Source organism: Saccharicrinis aurantiacus (assembly GCF_001660705.2).
GTDB lineage: Bacteria > Bacteroidota > Bacteroidia > Bacteroidales > Marinilabiliaceae > Saccharicrinis > Saccharicrinis aurantiacus.
In genome coordinates this window covers 382611-406253 of record NZ_LYBV02000007.1, presented here as the reverse complement: position 1 = coordinate 406253, position 23643 = coordinate 382611, and the positions used below count along the sequence as shown (strand labels likewise).

At 34.6% G+C, this 23643-nt stretch carries 11 protein-coding genes; 2 read left to right on the top strand and 9 right to left on the bottom strand.

Annotation, left to right across the window (positions count from 1 at the left end; genetic code table 11):
* Positions 1 to 159 precede the first annotated feature (159 nt).
* Positions 160 to 1428, top strand: a complete 1269-nt coding sequence (locus A8B35_RS04030) for a glycoside hydrolase family 117 protein (protein ID WP_075602114.1) — start codon at positions 160 to 162, stop codon at positions 1426 to 1428.
* A gap of 180 nt (positions 1429 to 1608) precedes the next feature.
* Positions 1609 to 3468, top strand: a complete 1860-nt coding sequence (locus A8B35_RS04025; RefSeq protein ID WP_075602113.1) for a sulfatase family protein — start codon at positions 1609 to 1611, stop codon at positions 3466 to 3468.
* 138 nt (positions 3469 to 3606) lie between these two features.
* Here the strand turns inward: A8B35_RS04025 and A8B35_RS04020 are convergent, their stop codons facing one another.
* The 9 genes from A8B35_RS04020 to A8B35_RS03980 all read right to left on the bottom strand — a co-directional run bounded on the left by A8B35_RS04020 (position 3607) and on the right by A8B35_RS03980 (position 23464).
* A complete protein-coding gene (locus A8B35_RS04020) occupies positions 3607 to 7695 on the bottom strand; it encodes a hybrid sensor histidine kinase/response regulator transcription factor (RefSeq protein ID WP_075602112.1) in 4089 nt (1362 codons plus the stop codon).
* A gap of 281 nt (positions 7696 to 7976) precedes the next feature.
* Positions 7977 to 8594: a hypothetical protein gene (locus tag A8B35_RS04015; RefSeq protein WP_075602111.1), complete on the bottom strand. Its 618-nt coding sequence runs from the start codon at positions 8592 to 8594 to the stop codon at positions 7977 to 7979.
* Positions 8595 to 8650: 56 nt separating this feature from the next.
* Positions 8651 to 10432: a hypothetical protein gene (locus tag A8B35_RS04010; RefSeq protein WP_075602110.1), complete on the bottom strand. Its 1782-nt coding sequence runs from the start codon at positions 10430 to 10432 to the stop codon at positions 8651 to 8653.
* A 29-nt stretch (positions 10433 to 10461) separates the two neighbouring features.
* Positions 10462 to 12423, bottom strand: coding sequence for a RagB/SusD family nutrient uptake outer membrane protein (locus A8B35_RS04005; protein WP_075602109.1), 1962 nt, complete (start codon positions 12421 to 12423; stop codon positions 10462 to 10464).
* A 19-nt stretch (positions 12424 to 12442) separates the two neighbouring features.
* Positions 12443 to 15538, bottom strand: a complete 3096-nt coding sequence (locus A8B35_RS04000) for a SusC/RagA family TonB-linked outer membrane protein (RefSeq protein WP_222844093.1) — start codon at positions 15536 to 15538, stop codon at positions 12443 to 12445.
* A gap of 448 nt (positions 15539 to 15986) precedes the next feature.
* On the bottom strand, positions 15987 to 16643 hold the full coding sequence (locus tag A8B35_RS03995; RefSeq protein ID WP_075602107.1) for a hypothetical protein: 657 nt from the start codon (positions 16641 to 16643) through the stop codon (positions 15987 to 15989).
* A gap of 82 nt (positions 16644 to 16725) precedes the next feature.
* Positions 16726 to 18417, bottom strand: coding sequence for a hypothetical protein (locus A8B35_RS03990; RefSeq protein WP_075602106.1), 1692 nt, complete (start codon positions 18415 to 18417; stop codon positions 16726 to 16728).
* Positions 18418 to 18424: 7 nt separating this feature from the next.
* Positions 18425 to 20341 (bottom strand): RagB/SusD family nutrient uptake outer membrane protein, encoded by a 1917-nt coding sequence (locus A8B35_RS03985; RefSeq protein WP_075602105.1) that lies wholly within the window; start codon positions 20339 to 20341, stop codon positions 18425 to 18427.
* Between the two features lie 18 nt (positions 20342 to 20359).
* Positions 20360 to 23464, bottom strand: a complete 3105-nt coding sequence (locus tag A8B35_RS03980) for a SusC/RagA family TonB-linked outer membrane protein (protein WP_222844092.1) — start codon at positions 23462 to 23464, stop codon at positions 20360 to 20362.
* Between the last annotated feature and the right edge of the window lie 179 nt (positions 23465 to 23643).

Below are 23643 nucleotides of genomic sequence, written 5' to 3'. Positions count from 1 at the left end.
CTCTAATATTCTGGCATTTTTTTTATAAAACGTCCACCCTAAAAATAGAAAGGACACATCACTCAAATGAAAGTTTCAGGATACATTTATGAAAAACAAATTCACTTGAATGATACTCAATTTACATTTCTTAATACTTGATTTTATAAAATAATAGATATGAAAATAAACATTCTTTTAATAGTATTATCCATTACACTTTTCAGCTGTAATAATAACAAGTCGCCACAAGATGAAGGTGCATTTCCATTTCACGTACCAGAGAAAAAACCCAACAGGGAAATGAGCAGTGCAATGGAACGAATTTACGACAACTATGCTTCGCCACGCCCAGAAAATAACGAGTTATTTAGTCAGTTTAAATACACTAAAGTAAAAGGATTCGACTATAATAATAACGATGGTACCATTAGTAGACGCGACCCCTCAAAAACCATATTTGCCAATGGCAAATACTATATGTATTATACACACCGCCACACTCCAACTCCACCAATGGGAGCTAAAGTTTGTAACGATACCATCCCATCATCAGATTGGGATTTGGCAGAGATATGGTATGCAACAAGTAAAGATGGCATAACATGGGAGGAACAAGGAGTAGCAGTACCTAGACCTCCTAAACCAAATATTGGGTGGAGATCTGTATCTACACCAGATATCTTATTTTGGAAAGGAAAATACTATTTATATTACCAAGGTTTTATGCAAGCTAGTGGCACTAGAGGAGACGACTGTCCTGTTACAGCATCATGGTCAGAATCACCCGATGGACCTTGGACTCCTGTTAATAAAGTAATTATCCCCAATGGTAACGAAGGCGAATGGGATCAATATTCTATTCATGATCCATACCCATTGGTTTACAAGGGAAAAATCTATTTATACTACAAGTCTGATTTCGACGAGAAACCACATAAAGTACGAATGCAAGGTTTAGCTACTGCTAATGATCCATTGGGGCCATTTGAAAAAAACCCTCTTAATCCTGTAATTACATCAGGCCACGAAACATCTCTTTTCCCTTTTAAATCAGGAATTGCAGCATTGGTTTATAAAGATGGCCCAGAACACAATACCATACAGTATGCTGAAGATGGTATTAACTTTGAAATTGCTGCCATAAGCGAACTAATGCCATATGCTGCTGCTCCCTTTGTGCCAGATGCTTTTGTTGATACTAAAGATGGACGAGGTATTACATGGGGCATGGCTCATTTTATTAATATCAATGGTTGGGATACTTTTCATTCAATGTTGGTACGTTTCGACTGTGACTTAAGCCAGGATATTAACGATCCTGAAATGAAACAACACAGAGTAATTCACAAACCCGATGTATATTATCGTCAGGGATTGAGCAACAAACAAAAAAGTAGAATTAAAAGAGAGAATAGAAAATTAATTGATATCAGTAATTTTAATTAGTCTACATTATATCTAATTACAAATTAATTAAGCGACACTAGGTACTTCCTAGTGTCGCTTCTGGTTATTATTTACTTTCCACCCCGATAATTTACAATATCAGTAACCTAAAATTAAACTAGTTAATAAGTATATTGCACTCAATATAAACAAGCTAAAACATTAAGAAAAATACCTTTCATGAAAACATTATCAATTCTCATGCTAGTTGCAATAGCATTACAATTAAGCTCTTGCAACACAAAAGATGCTACTCCTGAACAACCTAATATTGTATGGATTACATCAGAAGACAACTCCAAACACTACATGGAGCTCTTTGATAAAAATGGAATAACAACACCAAACATTGAAAAGTTGGCACAACACGGTATTACTTTTAATAATGCCTTTTCGAATGCTGCCGTTTGTAGTGCCGCTCGATCAACCTTAATTTCTGGTTGCTATGGTCCACGTGTAGCTTCGCACTACCATAGAAAAATAAAAACGGTACCTATGCCTGATGGTGTTGAAATGTTTCCGGCCTATTTAAAGGAGGCGGGCTACTATACTGCAAACTGCTACAAGGAAGATTACAACATTATTAAATCTGACTCCGTTTGGGACGATTCTTCTAAAAAAGCAACTTGGCGCGATAGAAAGGAAGGACAACCTTTCTTTTATATGTTCAACATCATGACAACCCATGAGAGCAGAATGCACTTTACCGAGGAGCAATACAAAACGATTAAAACAAAAACCAACCCTGAAGATTGTTTTGTACAACCCAATCATCCATACACTGATTTATTTAAATACTCCAACGCTTGGTACCGCGACAAAATTACGCAGATGGATAGCGAAGTAGGTGATGTTGTTGCCGAATTAGAAAAAGATGGCTTATTAGAAAATACTTTTATTTTTTACTTTGGCGATCATGGTGGCGTATTACCAGGAAGCAAAGGGTATATTTTTGAAACAGGTTTGCATATACCTTTAGTTGTTTATGTTCCTGAAAAGTATCAGCATCTTGTTCATACCAATACAGGAGGCAATGTTGATGAATTTGTAAACTTTATCGATTTTGGACCTACAGTTTTAAGTTTAGCAGGAATAAAAACTCCTGAAGGTATGGACGGAAAACCCTTTTTGGGTAAGGAAATTACCAAAGAATCATTATCCGACAGAGATTATAGCTTCAGCTATGCTGATCGTTTTGATGAAAAATTTGATATGGTTAGAGCTATCAGAAAAGGTAATTTTAAATATATCAGAAACTTTCAACCATTTAATTACGATGGTTTAATGAATAACTATCGCTATAAGCAATTGGGTTACCAAGAGTGGGCGCAATTATACGCGGAAAAGGATTTAAACAAAGTACAGTCACAGTTTTTTGAAACTAAAGATTGTGAAGCCTTGTACGACTTAAATAATGATCCATTTGAAACAATCAACTTAGCCAATGACCCGAACTATAAAACTAAATTGGTACAGCTTCGTAGTTTATTAAATAAGCAAATGAAAGGAATGCCTGATTTAAGCCTGTATCCTGAGTATTATTTAATAAATAATGCCTTTGATAATACTGTTAAATTTGGACAAGATCACAAAGAAGATATTGCAAAATATCTTGACGTTGCCAATTTAATGTATGAAGATTATGATGCGATAAAGAACACTTTAAAAGCGAAGCTACAATCTAAGGATACATGGGAGCGCTATTGGGCACTAAATGTTTGCTGCAAATTTAAAACTGAGGCTAAAGATTTATACGCAATAGCTTCAAAAATAACCAAGGCTGATCCTGTTCTAATCAATAGAGTTAGAGCTGCTGAATTTTTAGGTTTATGCAAAAAAACAAACCCTACTAAAGTTATCACAGAGGCTCTTTATCAATCGAAGGATGCCAATGAAGCTTTACTTATTGCTAATTCCATTGTAATGTTACAAGATGGTTATACTAACTACAAGTTTAATCTTGATATTAATAAGGTTAATGAAACTGTAAAATCGGACAAAATGGTTCAATGGAGATTTACCTATCTAGGGTTACTCTAATACTGCAATAAGAAGGGAAGTCAGCTATTAACGTTATATCTCTACCTTATATAAACAACAAAGCCCTCCATGCATCGGAGGGCTTTGTTGTTATACTAATTGTTCAATTATCGTTTAAACGATTTATCTTCTTAGATACTAATCTTCCGATTGACCTTCTGCACCATTTTTACTCTTTGCATATTTCGAAGGTAGTATTCCAAACTCCGCTGTAAAGCACTCTCTAAAATACCTTAAATCATTAAATCCTACATCATAAGTAACCTCTGCAATTGATAATTCACCTTGTTCAAGCAATTGACAAGCGCGCTTTAAGCGGATTGATCGAATAAAGCTACGAGCCTTCTGCCCTGTAAGCGCAAATAACTTCGAATTTATTGTTACCTGATTAAAACCGGATTCTTTAGCTAATTGATTTACCGTAAAATCTGTATTAGAAATATTTTTCTCAACAACCTGTAACAAAGTAGATAGAAAAGCTTCATCCTTACCTGATGGAGCCAATTCAGATGGATTAACAACAATTTTCTCTCTAAATTTTGATTTTAAATCATGACGACTTTTTAAGATAGAAGCCACATGAGCCTTTAATAAATGAATATTACATGGCTTTTTTAAATACAAATCAGCCCCATGCTCAATACCACTTAATTGATGTTCATCAGTTGTATACGCCGTAAGCATAATGATTGGAATATGCGATGTTTCCTGATTATCCTTAATCAATTTAGTCATCTCTGTACCATTCATTTTAGGCATAGAAACATCTGTAATTATTAAATCAGGATTTACCAGCTGACATTGTTCAAGACCTGCTTCACCATCATACGCATTATAAACGTTATAATCATCAGCAAAAGTATCTACCAACCATGCGCACAACTCTTCATTATCCTCAACAATCAACAATGTTTCTAACTTATCATTATTACTTGCTGGTTTAATTTCTATTGTTTTATTATCCTCTAAAATAGATTGCTTATCGTTTTCTATAATCTCAAAATTAGAAACTACCTCTTTAACAGCGTAACTATCCTTTACAAAGGAGTTTTTATTTTTCGGTATTTTCACAAAGAAAATAGTACCTTCATTAGCCTTACTCTTAAACTCAATTGTTCCTTGCATTAACTCAACCAAACTTCTTGTATAAGCCAAGCCAATTCCACTTCCCTTTTTCTTAATATCACTTGGCTGTGACGCCTGAAAGAAACGTTGGTAAATTTTCTCTTGTTCTTCTGTTTTAATGCCTTCTCCATCATCAGAGATCAGGATGGTAAGAAACTCGCCACCGTCGTCAATTAACTCTAAATCTATTTTCCCACCACTAGAAGTGTGTTTGAATGCATTCGATAATATATTATTTATAACCTTTTCTAGTTTATCATCATCGAACCAAACATCATCTTGAACAAGGTGTGAATTAAACTGAAAGTTTATTTTTTTGTTTAACGCAACTGGTAAAAATGATTCATGAATGCGTTTTAAAAACTTTTGGATATTTCCTTCTCCAATAGTTAATTTCAATGACCCTGTTTCAACCTTTCTATAATCCATTAACTGATCGAGCAAACGTATAAGCGATTTAGCATTACGCTGCATAACATGAAGATAGGTATTCATCTTATTATTAGATGTTACTTCTTTCATGCCCAACAGACTCTCTAATGGGTTTAAAATTAAAGTTAAAGGCGTTTTAAACTCGTGAGATATATTTGTGAAAAACTCAAACTTCATTTGAGTTAACTCTTCCCTTTTCGTTTTCTCAAGTTCTGAAATGGTGAGTTCATGTTTACGTTTTATATTGATTATAGAAAACTTACGGAAAAACATTAATAACAAAAGGAAAATTATTCCATATACTACAAACATAGCATTGGTAAGTAATAAAGGTGGCTCAACCTTGATTTTGAGCTTCTTTATATGGTCATTATAAACACCATCACCATTAGAAGCTTTGAGTTTTAGAGTATAGTTACCAGCTTTTAAGTTAGTATACTTTACAACAGCACCAGAATAATCCTCAACCCATTCTGTATCAAAACCCTCTAACATATATTTGCATTTATTACCCGCCGGTAAAGCATAATGCAACGAAGCCAATTGAACTGAGAAACTATTAAAACTATTTTGCAAAGTGATTTCGTCTACCAAGTTAATGTCCTTGGATAGAACTACCTTTCCGAACAAGGTATCTCCAACATTCACTTCTTTATTGAGTACGGACAACTTAGTAAACACAGGTGTTGCAGCACTCCAATCTTTTTTAATCTCTTCAGGATAAAAGGCATTAATACCATTAACTCCTCCAAAAATTAGCTCGCCACTTTTAAGCATGCAAGCTGATAAATCACAAAACTCATAATCTTGCAATCCGTTATTAACATCGTAATTCTCAAATGTTTTTTTCGATACATCAAATTTACTGATTCCTTGGTTAGTTGATATCCACAGGCTCCCAGCTCCATCTTCAACTATGGCCCTTATCACATTATTTATAAGTCCATCTTCTTCTTTAAATACTTCAAATTGGGCTTCTCCATCTTTAAATCCGATGAATTTATTGAGTCCTTCACCCATAGTACCTATCCAAATATCCTTATTTTTTGTTTGTATTATTGGAATAACATAATCATAACTAAGTGCGTTTTCTTTGTTAAGGTCCTCCCTAATTTTTATAATTTTAGGGTTCTTTTTTTGGAGTTCTTCATTTTTAATGATATTAATACCTTTTTCTGATCCTATCCATAAATTACCTTTATCATCAAAACAAAAACTTCGAATTACGTTAGATGAAAGTTCAAATTCTGTAAGTCCAGCTCTAATTCTTTGAAGACTGGATTTATCATATGGGTCGAACCTATAAATGCCCGATTGAATAGATGCAACCCAAACTAAGCCATATTCATCTTGAATAATCGAAAAAACATTGGTTCTGACGTCAGGAAAACTCAATTTCTCACCAGCTACATTTACTAATGAATTATTATACTCGCCGCCAGCAATAATAGATCGTTTCTTTTTATCTTTTGAAAATACTTCTGCAAAACATGATATACCTGTATTAGTTTGAATTGTTTTGGTCGGCTCTCCACTTCGACTTAACCATGCTTTTTTATTATACTCATATATTGCCCCATTATGATCGCCTATATATATAGATCTTTGTGAATCTTGAAAAACTCCTCTAATTTTCCCTGAACTTCCTTCCCCTGAGGCTAAATAATGTCGGAATTTTTTTCCTCTAGGATTTAATTTTATGATTCCTTTTCCATAAGTACCTATATAGATAATACCAGTTTGATCAATAAATAAATCTTTAATTTCAACTTCTGCTAAACCTAATTTAGTTTTCTCTTCTTCAAAATTTTCATCAAAAACATATTGCTTTTCAGAGCTATTGTAAGAATATTTAGTCAATCCACGTTTAGTTCCTATCCATATGCTACCTGCTTCATCAACAACTAATCTTGTTATATATGTATTTAACCTATCAAAAAAAAGATTTCTCCAAGTACCATTTTCAATACTAATCCCATACAAAACTTGAGTTCCTGCTACTATCGTTTGATCAGCATACTGAGCTACGCCCTTAAATGTGCCATACTTATCATTTAGCCTATACTTAAACTCCTCATCATCAAGATATAGCAAATTATACCTTCCCATTAATAAAATGCCACCTTCTTTATCTTTCTGAAATTGAGACTCCGTAAAGTTAACATTATAAGGGTACGATATTTCATTATTCACTTCTGACCTGCCTGATGCTATTTTTATATTACCCACACCTTTTGCGGTAACATACCAAATGGTTCCATTATCATCACATATTAAATCACGAATATTATTACTTATTAATTTATTATGCGAATCATCAGCTGAGAGGTACTCTTCAATAGCGCCTGTTTTTATATTTAACCTATTGATACCTGAATTCATAGTGGCCACCCATAAATTACCCTGTTTGTCTTCATCTATTGCTGTGATTAAACCACTGGATAAGCCATTGATTTCTTTATTGTATTTTTTAAAATCTAGTCCATCATATCTATTTAATCCATCGTAAGTGCCAAACCACATAAAGCCATAGGAATCTTGCAAGATACAGGTTATATCATTTTGCGATAAACCGGTTCGTGTTGTAAGATTTTTAGAGCTATAGTATTGGGCATTTAGGAATTGAGATAGGAATAAAAACACCCCTAAAAGAAATAGATGATATCGCATATATGTATATTTAAACTTGAATCTAATAACGGTAATGAACTACTCAAAGTTACATATTTTTTAACATTCATTACTAAAGAAAATACAAGTCCTAAGATATTATAAAACTATTTAAACTTACACATTAATTAGTAGGAAAAAGATTATCGGTCTTAAGTGACAAGCATAATTTCTTCTTATGAAGAATACCACGTTATAATTACAAAAAAACTACCGAAGCATTTTGCAACGGTAGTTTTTAATTTTAATATTCAATAAGGATCTACCCCATACCGAATAAACTAAAAGTCAACATATTCTGTTGCTATATGCATATCACCAGAAATCGTCAATACTGTATTAGGCACCTCTTCTTCTTCAAACTCAACATCTATACCTACTCTCTTTATATGGGTTGTAGTAATGACAGCTGCCCCTAAACCTTTTTCAATATCTCCCGTTATAACATAACTAAAAGTGTGTGTTTCATTAACAGCAAACTTAACAAGTTCTATTACTTGATTACCATCCTCATCTACAACAGGCAACTCCCTTGTTATTTCTGCGGTGAAGAACCCCTCAGTAATCAAATCCATATTATAAGTTAATGGTCTTTCATCGCTTGTTTCACCCTTTACATTTTCAGTATTTTCTTCTCCTTCCTCAGGAATAACAGGGTGCTCAACACGCTCTAAAATATCCTCACGTGTAAAATCACCTTCTAGTCTATTATTACGAAATACCAGAGGGTTATCCATATAAACGTTAATCTGATACTCAAGCTCATTCTTTTCACTCAACTGCTGAATTTGATATACATCAACAGGTTCTATATTTGGCTTTTCATAATCTATGGTAGGATTTTTTTCGCAAGCCACTAGCATTAAACAAAACACTAATAATAAATATAATTTGCTCATTTTTTCTTTATTTAAATTATTATAAAAAGGAGGAGATTCTACTCCTCCATTTAATATTATAATTCTGTATCAGGACGGCGTTCGTACTCCTTCATTTCAAAATTATCTAAGAATATTAAAGCCTTTACATACGCTGGTGAGGTACCATTATCAAACCTCATAAATACATTCTGATGCTCAAGAAGTGAGCCAATGGTAAATTCAGCAACATGATGTTGCCATTCGTCAGCTGGTGCTACATTAATATCAATAATTTGTGGAGCACCCCAAGAACTAATACCCAACCATAACTTTGCATCAGGAGCTTCATTAGATGTTTCATAAAGGTATTCAAATTCAAACTTATAATTTTTCCCAAGCTCGAGAGGTAGATTAATTGGAGATTCAGCCCATGAGCGCTCTGAATTGGCATCACCAGCAATTGACTGATGTCCATTTGCTTCCAATCTAAGTGAAAAATCTCCTTCAAATGTTGGTTCACCAGCGCTTGATAAACCAGTAATGGCACTACTATTACCATTTCTGTATAGATTCCATTGCTGCCAACCCATATTCCATCCGTTAATTGGTTGATCTGGTCTACCAGCTTCATGAAATTCGCCACTCTCAAAACCATAAATAGATTTATCCGCCATTAAATTAACTATATGCATGTCTACAGGTAAATCAGTAAACGTTTCCAATACACGATTGTCGATAGCTAAAATACTATTTCCGGTATAACTAACTGTAATTATATCTGTATTATAAATTGGTTGTGCTAGAGTAAGCTCGATTAATACTTTTTGCTCGTCATTTAACTTAGCTTTTGATACAGGTATTGTCGTAGACCATCCTTCATGGTTCTCATTTTTAACAGTTACAACAAAATCATTTTCTAGACCTTCAAACTCTTGTGCAAAACTAGTTAATGCAATCTGTATTGTTTGATCTTCACGCTCTATTCCATTCCCTGACACACCAAATGGCTTAGTAGAAGGTGTAACCCTAAATACTAATGGAATAATACTCTCCTTAGAACCTTTAATAAATGCTCCCTCGTCCTTAGGATCTCTAATGATTGTTATTTGCGAAGTATAATCTCCCGGAGCAAAATACTTAGCATCGTATTGTTTTTGTCCAATTACTTCACTAGGAACTATACCACCAATGTTCCAATTGGTTTGATTTGGCCATCCAATGCCCTCATCCCAAGTTTTATCAATGTACCTAATGTACCCTCCAGCTTCAAATTCAAAAACTTGCCATGTTTCAGTATCTTCAGCGTCAAAAACAGAATCGACCGGAAAATCCATTACTAACGAACTAAGAACACCTTCCTCTGTAACATGCCATATTTCGTAAGCAGGAGACATTTCGCCATAAACACGTACAGTAAAAGTTGTATCTATAACATACACTCCTTTTTCTTCATTGTAGTATGATGGGTAATTAGCCTCTCCATTATAAAACACTGAATCTCTAAACTCATTATATAAACGAATCGGGTACTCACCCTCTTTATTAAATAAGATATGAACAGTTTGATCTCGTGATAGTGTATCATCTGTATCAACAATAAACTTTGTGAAGTTAGTATCTTGTCTTGTGATATTCCCTTTTAACCAGTTTACATCACTCCCCTCAGGGAAAGTCCAATAATGTTCTAAAGTACCTTGTGACATATCGGAGAATGAATGATACTTGCCCACCTCAGTATTCAATCCTTTTTTATCATCCTCAGAATTTAACCAACCCACATCTGAGAAGTAATTGATTGGTTCATATTCTTCATCTTGACAGCTTACAGCCAAGACTGCTATAAACATCAAATAATATATAAAATTTATTTTCTTCATTGCCTTAATATTTAAATAATGCTCTTTGATTAAAGATTTGGATTAGATATCACCTCTTCTGTTGGTAAAGGCCAATACGCATGAACATCTTCGATATAGTTTTGAGCAGCTTGAGTAAAATCGATATACACGCCACGGTTAGGATCAGTAGCAAAAATACCATGCTTTAAAACCGCTTGCCATCTAGTAGCTTCATTACCCTCAGTATTAATATATTTAAAATGTTCGCCATAATACCTACGTGAAGATAATTCTCTGAAATACTCTCTTGTGTTAAACCACTCAAGGTTATTGCTCCATCTACGGATATCAATTAAACGTGTGTCCATTCCTTCCATTGATAATTCAAGCGGACGTTCAACATGCATCATCCACATCATCAAATTTTTAGGTTCTTTGATATTCATAAATACGCGCTGATCTAATCCACTTTCAGGATCATAAATTGGGAAATTCGAATCCTCTTGTCCTACGATATTTCTGAAATCAACCATATCACCAATATAAGTCAATGGCTTATTTGAAGTTGGATCTCCTAACTCTGGCCATTCTCCATCTGTTACAGTTCCTAATAAGCGTAGACCTGCTCTATGACGAACTTTGTTAACATATTTAATTGCTTCTGTAGTATTTGTTGCATCAGTACCTCCTTTAATTAAACATTCTGAATACATTAGGTATACATCAGCTAAGCGCATCAAACGATAATTAACACCCGATCGAGCATTTAACTCATTCTCATTTGTACAAATATCCCAATTGGTTAACTTCCTATAATTTGCTGTACTCTGACTGTATTGAAAGTTTGCAACAACAGACGGTTGATCGCCATAATATTCCAATGAATCATCTGGTAAAGCAATAGAATATGAAGCCCTCAAATTATATGGAATTGTTATAGTATCTGTTACAACAACTGTTGAACCATCTTCTTGCTCCTCATCTCTCGTTACAATATCAATGAAATTACGATCATCATTTAAATCTTTCTCATCATCCTTATAAGCCATTATTAACCAACAACTAGGAAAGCAAGTTCTCCATCCTCCTTGCGAAGATAGTTGCTGTGCATAATTACTGTAGGTTGAGTTTGCTGGCGAATAGTCTCCTGCCTCAGGTTTCAGGTTTCTATCATAAGCAATCTCTAATATTGATTCTGAGTTATTCTCCCCATCTGTAGTCATATTATCCTTAATGTGAGATAATTCAAAATACCCACTCTGTATAATATCCTCTAAATAAATTTTAGCACTATCATAATCTACGCCCACAGGTTGTGATAAATAACTCTGAGCCAATGCAAAAGCAGCTGAATACCTTGTAGCTCTTTCTCCGTATGCGAAACCTTGTCTATTACCTACTGCTGGTAATGAATCAAATGCGTACTTCAAGTCCTTGCGATAAAAGTTACGAACAGTTTGTTCTGACTGAATACCTTGATAAAAGTCGCCATTTGCTTCGTCTTCAGGAACAAAATCGTAAATTATTACCTCTCCTTTATTAAAAGAACTAGCTACCCAATAGTGGAAGTAACCACGAAAGAAACGTGCTTCCGCCATTAAGTCTTTCCATTTTTGCTTATCATTAACACTTGACATATCATCCTTAATGCCTTCCAACCCGCGAATTACTTGATTGGCTCTAAAAATGCCCATATATAATTCAGCCCATTTTTGATTAGGTGCTTGATCTGTATTTCCGAAAACTTGATTGTAAAACCTGGCATTTGTGGTGTTTGTAGGTGTTGGTCTTCCTAACCCAGGATACCCCATACCTGATCTTAAGTTCTCTGCAATAATTTGGTGTGCATTTTGACGACGCAATTGATTATACACAGTTATCATTCCCATTTCACAATCGTCAAGATTTTTCCAGTAGTTATCTACTATAATCGTATTGGGATTTGATTGTGTAAGATAGTCGTCGCAACTGCTAAAAGTTACCAAGGCCGCTATGGCAACCGCTACGTATGTTAATATTCTATTTTTCATTTTCAATACTTATTAACCATTAAAATCCTAGTTGAACACCTATTCTGTACTGAGATGCTATAGGATAATTACCCTTATCTAAACCTCTTGTTGCTAGACCATTCCCACCTACTTCAGGATCATAACCTGCATATTTTGTTAAGGTTAATGGATTATCACTAGCTAAATAGAACCTAAGTTTTGAAATACCTGACTTGCCCAACATTTTATTTGGAAGGGTATATCCTAATGTTACGTTTCGTAAACGAACAAATGAACCATCCTCAACCCATATATCGGCAGTACTACTTACATTCCAATCCTGTCTTCCTCTTTGCGCAGGAATACCAGCATAAGGATTCATATCAGACCATTGATAAATATAGTCAGCATGTGTTTCATACTGCATTGCATAGATTTTCGAACCATTAATGATATCGTTTCCAACAGATGCATACCATTGCATTGATACATCAAAACCTTTATACGAAGCATTGGCATTTAAACCCAATTCAAAATCAGGCATACCACTACCTCCGTAAACTCTATCCGCATCATCTAGAGTACCATCACCATTAGTATCTATGTAAATTAGGTCTCCCATATTTGCATCTGGCTTAATCTTTCTATACTCTGCTAGCTTAGATTCTGTATTTACAATACCATCTGTTGGCATCACAAAGAATGCACCTGCTTCATACCCTTCTTTAAGCCCCGATATTTTTTGAGTATTATTAACAGCCCAACCATCATTAAATAAGGTATATGAATCTGGACCACCGGCCATTCTTGTAATTTCGTTTACATTTTTAGTAAAAGTACCATTTACTCCCCATTTCACTTTTCCTGAGTTACGCCATCCTGCCGAAAGTTCAATTCCACTATTTGTCATATCCCCAACATTTAGTATAAGAGTCTGATTTTGACCTGCTCCTGTTGAACTTGGCATTAAGCGAGGGAATAACATATCTCGTTTATTTGATTGATAAACATCCGCTGTAAATGTCAAGCGATTTTTTAGCATTCCCATATCAACCCCAACATTAACCTGTTGTGTAGTTTCCCACTTTACATCGCCATTTGCATAATATTGCTGAACCAATCCATTTCCAAGTGTTCCATCAGCCCATGGATAATCAAATCCGGTTTGAATATTAGAAGTATAACTATAATCAGCAAAATTTTGATTTCCTGTAGTACCCAAACTGGCGCGTAACTTTAAGGAATTCACTGATTTTTTAATGGATGACCAGAAAGCCTCATCAGCAATATTCCATGCAGCAGATGCAGAAGGGAACATACCCCACCTATTTTCCTTAGCAAAACGCGAAGAACCATCACGACGTAAACTGGCACTAAACATATAACGACCTTTATAATCGTACTGAGCACGACCTAACATACCTACTAATGTATTTTCTCTATCTTGACCCCATTGTCCATTTCCAGAACTTGCATTCGGATCGTTAAGGCCACCATTAAGTACATAAACATCGCCTGAAATTAAATCCTTTCTACTTCCTGTAAATTGACCATATGTATATCTTTCAGTTGAGAACACTCCAAGTAAACGAATTTTATGACTATTAATTTTCTTAGTCCAGTTTAATGAGTTTTCCCATGTCATGCTTGTACTACGATCAGCTGTATTTTGAATTTGCGATCTATTTTGGGCATTTTCAACACGCTCACCCGTATTATCATAAATATAAATAGGAGGATTTAATACCACACGTGTTGTGTTCGCATATTTAGCACCGAAGCGGCTATTAAATGCTAAGTTTTTTGTAATACTATACTTCACGTTAAGGTTACCATTAAAAGACTCTCCATTCTTAACGTCAGTTTGCATAAACTTATACATTAAATTACCCAATTGCTGAGTGTTACCATCATCTGAGCCAGTACCTGCGTTAGATACAGATGTATTATTAGGATCTAATGGTTGTTGAAAAGGTTTATATTTATATGCTTCATATAATAATTGATATGGTGCACTTTCCTTTTCATCCACAACCAGACCTAAACCTAAAGTCACACTCCATTTATCTTTTGTGAAATTTGTATTTGTTCTTAAGTTAAAACGCTCATAACCTGAATTTATAATAATTCCATCCTGATTAAAGTATGAACCAACTATACTAAAACGTATATTTTCTTTACCTCCAGAAATATTAATACTATGATTTTGAACTACAGCATTATCACTTTGAATAACATCCAACAAATGGGTATTATTTGTAAACTGAGATTTATCATTATCTAGCTGAGTCCACATAGTATCCCAGTTTGTACCAGTACTATTTGCCTGATAGTTTGTTAGATATTTACCATACCAGTAATCTTCAAATCCTAGTAATTCAATTCCTGAAGTAATTTTTTGAATACCAACATAACTATCTAAATTAACTTTGATAGTACCAACTTTACCTTGCTTAGTTGTAATTAAGATTACACCGGCAGCACCTCTAGTTCCGTATATAGCACAAGACGCTGCATCCTTAAGAATATCCATTGTTTCAATCTCATTCGTACTCAAGTTAGGATTACCATCCTGCGGAATACCATCAACCACATAAAGTGGTCTATTAGAACCATCAATTGAACTTACCCCACGAATTTGAATGTTCGACTCTTCACCAGGAGCACCAGAACTTGCAGTAACATTAACACCCGCTACTTGTCCTTGAAGCGCTGTACCAATATCGGCCGTTGCAATACGGGTTAAATCTTCTGATTTAACTTGTACTACAGCACCCGATATTTCTTTTTTCTTTTGAGTACCATAACCAATCGCTACAACCTCATTTAAACCAATAGATTCAGGTTCCATAGCTACGTTCACAACTCCTCCTTTTGCAATAGCTGTATGATTTTTCATACCAACAAAACTAAAAGTCAGTTCTTTCCCTTGCCAAACCTTAATACTAAATTTACCATCAATGTTAGTAATTGTACCATTTGTTGTACCCTTAACAACAATACTTACTCCTGGTATTGGTAAGCCATCTTCTACGCTGGTAACAACACCTGTTACAATACTTTGCTGAGCAAAAGCACCCATACTTAACAAAGCCATAAAAAGCGTAAGCATCCACCTCCTTGAGGATTTAAACACTCGATTCCGTTCTTCCATAATTATATTTAAATTAAAATAAACCCCTTATACTAGTAGTATTAGCAGTACTATAACAATATTTCACATGGTCAAAACTATCCTAATAAATGTTAATGAAGTATAGTGTAGAGATTGAATATAAGGAGGTAAAATACACTATTTAGGGTGGGTGCAAACTCAGCCAAAGAGGGGTAAATACAAATTTAAACACACTAATACCTTAACTATAATACACATAACAGTTATCGAGCATAAAATGTACTAAACAGCATACACATATGAAAAATTAAGTTTTTTTCGACTTTAAAAATAATTATTAATTGATTGCCAACTAACGTATGTTACTATACGAAGAAGTATGAGATTAGTAATTTTGCATCAGAAAAAACAGGGGATATGGGCTTATAAAAAACAAAAAACTCCAACCTTAACAGATTGGAGCTTTAAAATCATTTAGCTTATTCTATTAAAAAAACACTTCCGTTTCTTCTAGCTCAAGAGTTTTTGTTTCATTCATTTGTGTTACTACAGTATCTTGACAGATTGCCAATTCATAAGAAACCCCAATAACCTCATCACCTGTATCTACTGAATCTGTGACAATGCCTAAATCCTTAATCACATTATCAATCTCTTCGCCTATTAGCGCCTTCTCAACATATCTATTATAGTGAATGTGTTCGGTAAATAAATCCATCGATCCAACATTTACTGCAGTATCCATATGATCTTCTGCGAGAATAATATATTTACGCAGATATGTATCTGAAATATATTCTTCGGCATTGTAATCTGGTAAATCATAATCAACAAGTTCCTTAAAGTCTTCCGTCATGGTAATTTCTTCCCATGTTGTAACACGTACTTTAAATATACTATCTACAATTGTACTATCACTATATTCAGAGGCTAAAAGTTCTTTTACTTTATTATCATTCCACTCAATTACCATTGGCATCTCCCTATAAATATTCATCTTAGGATTGGCTTTGCCATTAATGTTAGTTATTGAATATACTGGCACCAAGTCTATGTCCGCCTTTGCATCTGGTTCTTTTTCGCAACTATATAAGGTTAATGCCAAAGCAAAAACACCTATAACTCTATATATATTTTTTATCATGTTAATAACTTTATTTAGAATTTTTAGTACTGTGTCAACCCCAATAAAATTGGGATTGACGTGTTATTTTTGACATTATTAATTAAGGACGCTCCTCATATTCAAACATTTTGAAATCATCTACATATAGAATAGCCTCTTCACTTTCGTCGCCACTACCGTTATCAAATCTAATAATGAACCCATCTCCTCCAACATTAGTCAAAGTAAATATCTTCTCATAATATTTCCACTCGTCTGAAGGCGTTGCTGTAAATTGACCATTAGCACCCCATGGACCTTGTGTCCACCAAAGTACAGCATCTGGAGAAACATTTGAAGTAGGGTATAAATATTGCATTGAAAGCTTATAAACTTTTCCTACCACTTGCCCCATTCCCAAAGGAGGTTCAATCCAAGTCATTTTAGAGTTAGCATTTCCTGGTTTACCTTCAGTATCATCAGCGGTTAATTTAAGCGCACTTTCTCCTGAGAACTTAAAATCCTGAACTATAGAGGCTGTTCCTGTACTATTATTACTCGTATGGTTCCAAGCTAAATTCCATCCATTTCCATTATTATCTCCTCTCGAAGGATATAAAACTGTAGTCTCAAAACCATAGATACCTTCATGATCAGTTAAGGCAACATTATGCATTATTACAGTTTCTGTAAAAGGTTCAACAGTACGACCATCTAAACTTTTTATACCTGTTCCTGTATAAGCTATCGTAATCTCATCTGAATTATAAATCTCATCTGCTAATTCTAAACTAATAAAGGCACCTGATTCATGATCTGATCGTTTCGCATTTGTTACAGCAATTTGAATTGGAGTAGCTAATACGTCATTATTAACAGTAACTTCAAAACTTCCTTCTTGTCCTGTAAACTCTTTAAGCTTACCCGATATCTGAATCTCAATCGTTTGATTTTCCTGTTCTATAGGATTTCCAACTAAAACTAATGGCTCAGTTGAAGGAACAACCTCAATTTCTAATGGAATAATTACCTTATCAGAACTTGATGGAATATTATTCCCACTCCTATTAGCATTAAGAGAAATATTCTTTACTATTCCTGTGTTATAAAATATTACCGAAAGTGAATCTTCAGAAGAAGAAGCAGGCGTTCCACTAGGAAAATTCCAAGTAACATCAGTAATATTATAAATAGAATCAACATTCTGAGCGAAATGTAATTTTCCACCTGAGCTCATCTGTATCTTAATCGTATCCGCAGCTGTAAAGTCTATTAACTCACCATTTTCTGTATAAACATTATAATCAGCCACTACATCATGATATACATCTACAAAGAATGTGTGATCAAATACATGAAGTCCTAATTTCTCATCGTATACAGAAGAAATTGTACTATCCTTCCCTCTAAAGAAAACTTCTTCCTCAAAGGTATTGTATAAACGAACGCCCTGTATACCTCCTTCTGGGAAATATAAGTGTACAGTTCCATCTGTCGAAATGTCGCCAACTTCACCACCCCCTGAAATTTTCTCAACAAGCATTGTATCATTACGCACTAAATCACCTTTAAGAAAGTAAATTTCAGGATTCAATAACTCCCATTTATGCTCAATAGCCCCTTGAGAGATATCAGCAATAGAAAAATAAGCCCGCTGTCCAATAATAGGCATATATTCAGCACCTTGTCTTGCATATGCTGGTGAATACCACGCAACATCAGAGAAACTATTTGGAGCTACATAATCATCATCATCACAAGCCATAAACGCAAGTAACATGATCATTGTTAATAATATATTTATCTTCTTCATCTCAATTCTATTTATTGTAAATATTCGGGTTTGAAGTTTCTTCCACTAATGGAATTGGCCAGTAAGCATGCTGACTTTCAATATAGTTAGCTGCAGAAGCCTGATACTCTATGTCAAATTTGTCATCTCCAGCAGGTTTTCCATCCCAACCTACAGCATTATCAAAATATGAATCGTAATAAAGGATTGACCCCCAACGAATGTAATTCTTTTTAGTAATTGGATCATAAGGTGCATCTTCTGCCTTTGGGTATAAAAACTTACGAGTACCATCAGTATTGTCTGACCATATTTCTTCAGGGTAAGAACCAAAAGAATATCTTAATTGAGATAACTCTTGGAACCTTTCTTCATAAATTCCCCAACGACGTAAATCCATATGACGCGAAGCATGACCCAAGATTGAGATCTCAAGCGGTCGTTCAACATACATCAACTGATCCATTACTTTTTGAGCATCATATGTTTCTTCATCAAAGGTAGAAGAAGCAAACTCTCCCGTACTTGGACCTAGCAATTGCAGAGCAGAACGATATCTTACTTTATTTATATATGATAAAGCCTCTGTTACACCAGATTCATTTGACCCACCTTCAATTAAAGTTTCTGCATACATTAAAAAGATATCAGCTAAACGAAGCACTCGATAGTTAACTCCGGACTTATAATTCTCAGAATTAGATCTATTAGCATCTATATAACTGTACTCGTTACAGTTCGACATCATTTTAAAAGCCGCTGTACTCTTATTGTTAAAGTTCCAAGCCAAACATGTTCTTGCTAAATAATATTGTGTTGCTTCATCATCTACAAAAGCAATATAAGCAGAGGCTCTTTGGTTATATCTTCTTAGCTCCATGATAACCTCCCCGTTTTCATCCAATACAGGATCTCCTGATACTATATCAATTTGAGGAGTTAGGTTACGTGGATCATTTACATCCATCGGATCTTCTTTATATGCCATTTGCAACCAATAAGCTGGATACATAGCAGCTTGCCCCCACTGCGTTTCAATTGGACTTACGTCATCTCCATATTTAGAAGAAACTCCATCGCCAGAATTAGCAGTTTCTTCAGGTTTTAAGTTTTCTGAATAGACAATCTCTAATATTGCTTCAGAATTCAACTCATTAGTTGAACTTACATTCTCCTTTAAATCATCAGTTAAAGCGTAAGCGTATGCTGTATTATTAATTACATCACCTAAATACACTTTAGCAGAATCATAATTCTCTTGATATAAATATGCCTGACCAATAACAGCAGCAACAGCACCTCTAGTTATTCTACCTTCATTTCCTTTGCTCCATGTGTTAGGTAATATCCCCTCAGTATACGCGGCTTTTAAGTCCGTCATAAAGAAGTTAAATACATCCTTAGAAGAACTTACAGGAATTTGAAAATCCGCAATTACTTCAGGAATTGTATCTCTAATTACAACCTCTCCATTATTAAATGATGAGTGCAAATAAAAATAAAATAACCCTCTAAAAAATAATGCTTGTCCTCGCCAATTATTCCACATTTCCTCATTCACATCAGGATTAAGTTCTTTAAATTTATTTAATCCAATAAGCGCCTGATTCGCTCTAAAAACACCTGTATACAAACTCGCCCATTTATTCTGAATATCTGACTTTGAGTTATTATATGTTTTTAGGTAATAAGAATTCTCCGCATCATTTTGGTACTTATGTGCCATATCAGAACGCTGTGACTCAACTCTTAGAGCCATTAAATTCCTGTCCTTAAAAGCATTATAAATTGCGTTTATACCTAACTCACAATCTGCTTGTGTTTCCCAGAAAACTTCCGTTGTAATCTTATTAGGGTTTATCTGTTGCAACTCATCATCTGAACAAGAATGCAATAACAACCCTCCAACGAAAACTGATACTAATAAAAATATTTTGTAGTTCATTTTAAGTTCTTTTAAATATTAAAAATCAAGTTGTATACCTGCACGATACTGAGCAGCAACGGGGTAATTACCAACATCTAAACCTCTCTTAGAAAGACCATTGCTACCAATTTCTGGATCATACCCATCATATTCTGTAATAGTAAGGGGGTTTTGAGCAGCTATATATACACGACACTTAGATATTTTAGCTTTGCGAGTTAACTTCTTAGGAATTGTATAACCTAATATCACATTACGCAAACGTAGGAAAGAACCATCTTCAACCCATATATCAGCAAAAGATGCAGAGTTGATATGGTCACGTCCTCTAAATATTGGTCGCTGTGAGTATGGATTATCTGGTGTCCATTGGTGTAACATATCTGGGTGCATTTTATTAAACGAAGCATATAATTTACTACCATTAATAATCTCGTTACCTACAGATGCATACCATTGCATGTTAAAATCAAAACCTTTATAAGCAATATCAAAATTTAAACCCGCTTCAAAATCAGGCATACCGCTACCAGCATATGTACGATCAGCATCAGAAATTTCACCATCACCATTTGTATCCACATAAATTAAGTCACCCATTTGAGCAGAAGGAACAATTTTTTGAAATTCAGCAAGCTTTGCCTCCGTATTAACAATCCCATTTGTTGGCATCATAAAGAATGAACCCGCCTCGTAACCATCAGCAATTGCGGTAACTACATAATTGTTTTGTCCATCGGCAACAGGTTTACCATCTGTATAGTAAGAAATTTCCAGATCACCAGGCATACTCACTTCATTTAGGTTTTTAGAGAATGTAGCATTAATTCCCCATTTAAATTTACCCGAATGTCTATATCCACCAGAAAACTCGACACCTTTATTAGTCATATCTCCAATATTCATTGGCACAGTAGAATCACCACCTGTTCCTGCACCTGACGATGCCGGTACTTGAAATGGGAATAACATATCTTGCTTCTCGGTACTATAAACCTCTGCTGTAAAATTCACTTTATTATTAAGTAAATAAACATCGACTCCAAGATTTGAAGAAACAGAAGTTTCCCACATTACATAAGGGTTAGCATAAGAGGTTTGTGCAGCTCCTAAAAATAAAGCCTCACCTTCAGCTGGACCAAAAACATAGTCCTTACCTGTAGAAATAACATTATTATATAGATAATCACCGAAGTTATTATTACCTACTTTACCCCAACTACCTCTAAGCTTAAGGGTATTCACAACATCTTTAATACCTGACCAAAATACTTCATCAGAAATATTCCAACCAGCTGAAAACGCAGGAAAAACACCCCAACGCTCATCTTCACCAAACTTAGATGATCCATCACGCCTAACACTTGCAGTGAATAAGTATTTACCTTTATAATCGTAATTTAATCTTCCTAACATACCAATTAATGTAGTAGTACGATCTTGAGTCCAATTAGTATCTCCTGATTCTGCATTTGGCTCTTTACTACCTCCATTAAGTACCGTAACACTGTTATTATGCAAATCATACTTTGTCCCTAAGTGTTGGTTGTAATCTGATTTCTCATATGTATATACGCCTAATAGTTTGAATTTATGCTTTCCAAACTTTTTAGTATAATTAGCACCCGCCTCGGAAGTAATTTTAGAAGATGCACCTGATGTATTCTTAATACTTGAACGTGTTGTTTGAGCTCTTAAGTTTCCTTCCCAATCAGTTAGTTGAAACAATGGCACTACTTGATTTCTGAATGTATTTTTATAATTAGCACCAAAAGTATACGTAACGTTTAAACCTTTTATTATCTCATAACTCACATTAGTATTTGCATTAAATGCCTTACCTTCTGTAATATCCGTTTGAGCAAATTTAATTGCTAAAGTACTCGCATTAGTAAGGTCATTATCAGAACCTTCACTTGTAAGTGACATGTTGTTTGGATCAATCATTTCACTATAAGGCTTAAACTTATAAGCATCATATAATATCCCCCAAGGTGCATTTTTCTTTTCATCAATACTAAAACCAAAACCTGCACGCACTTTTAATTTCTTTTTACTGAAGTTTATATTGGCTCTACCATTCATTCTTTCATATCCGGAATTAATCAAAGTACCATCTTGAGAAAAGTAGTTTAATATAGCACTTGCTCTTAAATTTTTCTTTCCTCCCGATAACTGAATAGAGTGATTTTGTATTGCAGCATTATCCTCCTGCACTACATCCATAATATTATTATTATTGGACATTAAATGTGGTGATTGCTCTAAATTAAACCAGAAGTTATTTTCATGTTTAGTTGCATCATTATTCACTTGATTTAAAGTCTCAATATACATGTGGTCTTCAAAATCAACTAAGGGCATACCTGATGTAATTTTTTGTATACCATAATACCCATTATAAGATACTTTAATATCTCCGGCCTCACCTTGCTTAGTGGTTATTAAAATAACACCGGCAGCTCCACGAGTACCATATGCAGCAGCAGAGGCAGCATCCTTAAGTACATCAATAGTTTCAATTTCATTAGGACTCAATCCTGGATCACCGTCATACGGGATACCATCAACAATATAAAGCGGGTTATTATTAGCACCTTCAAAACTTGTGGCAACACCACGAATTTGAATATTAGCAGCTTCTCCCGGTGCACCCGAACTGGATTGTACGCTTACACCAGCTACCTTACCTTGTAAAGCATCCCCAAGGTCGGCTGTTGCAATTTTGGTAATTTCATCAGATTTTACCTGAACTACAGCACCTGTAAGCTCCTTTTTCTTTTGAGTACCATAGCCAATGGCAACTACTTCTTCGAGTCCAATTGACTCTGGCTCCATTTTTACATTAATAATACCCCCTTCAGCAACTACAGTGGCATTCTTCATCCCAATAAAACTGAATAGCAATTCTTTACCCTGCCAAACCTTAATATTGTACTTACCGTCCATATTGGTAATGGTTCCCGTAGTAGTTCCTTTAACCACTACACTTACCCCAGGAATAGGCAAACCATCTTCGGCACTTGTTACTGTACCTGTAATAAAACTTTGCTGGGCAAAGACTCCAATGCTAGTAAGACTCAAAATAAGCAGAATCACCCACCTATTTGAAAGGCTAAGCATACGACTTAGTTTCTTCATAATAATTGTTTTTTTACATAAATTTCGGATTAATGAAATACTCAAACTCCTTAGTAAGGAAGGTCAGCAATATTTCACTTTTCAAAATTATCCTAATAAATGTTAACAAAATATGGAGTAAGACCTGAAATGAAAGCGGTAAACAAAGTAACAAAGAGTGGTAAAATAAAAAACAAACA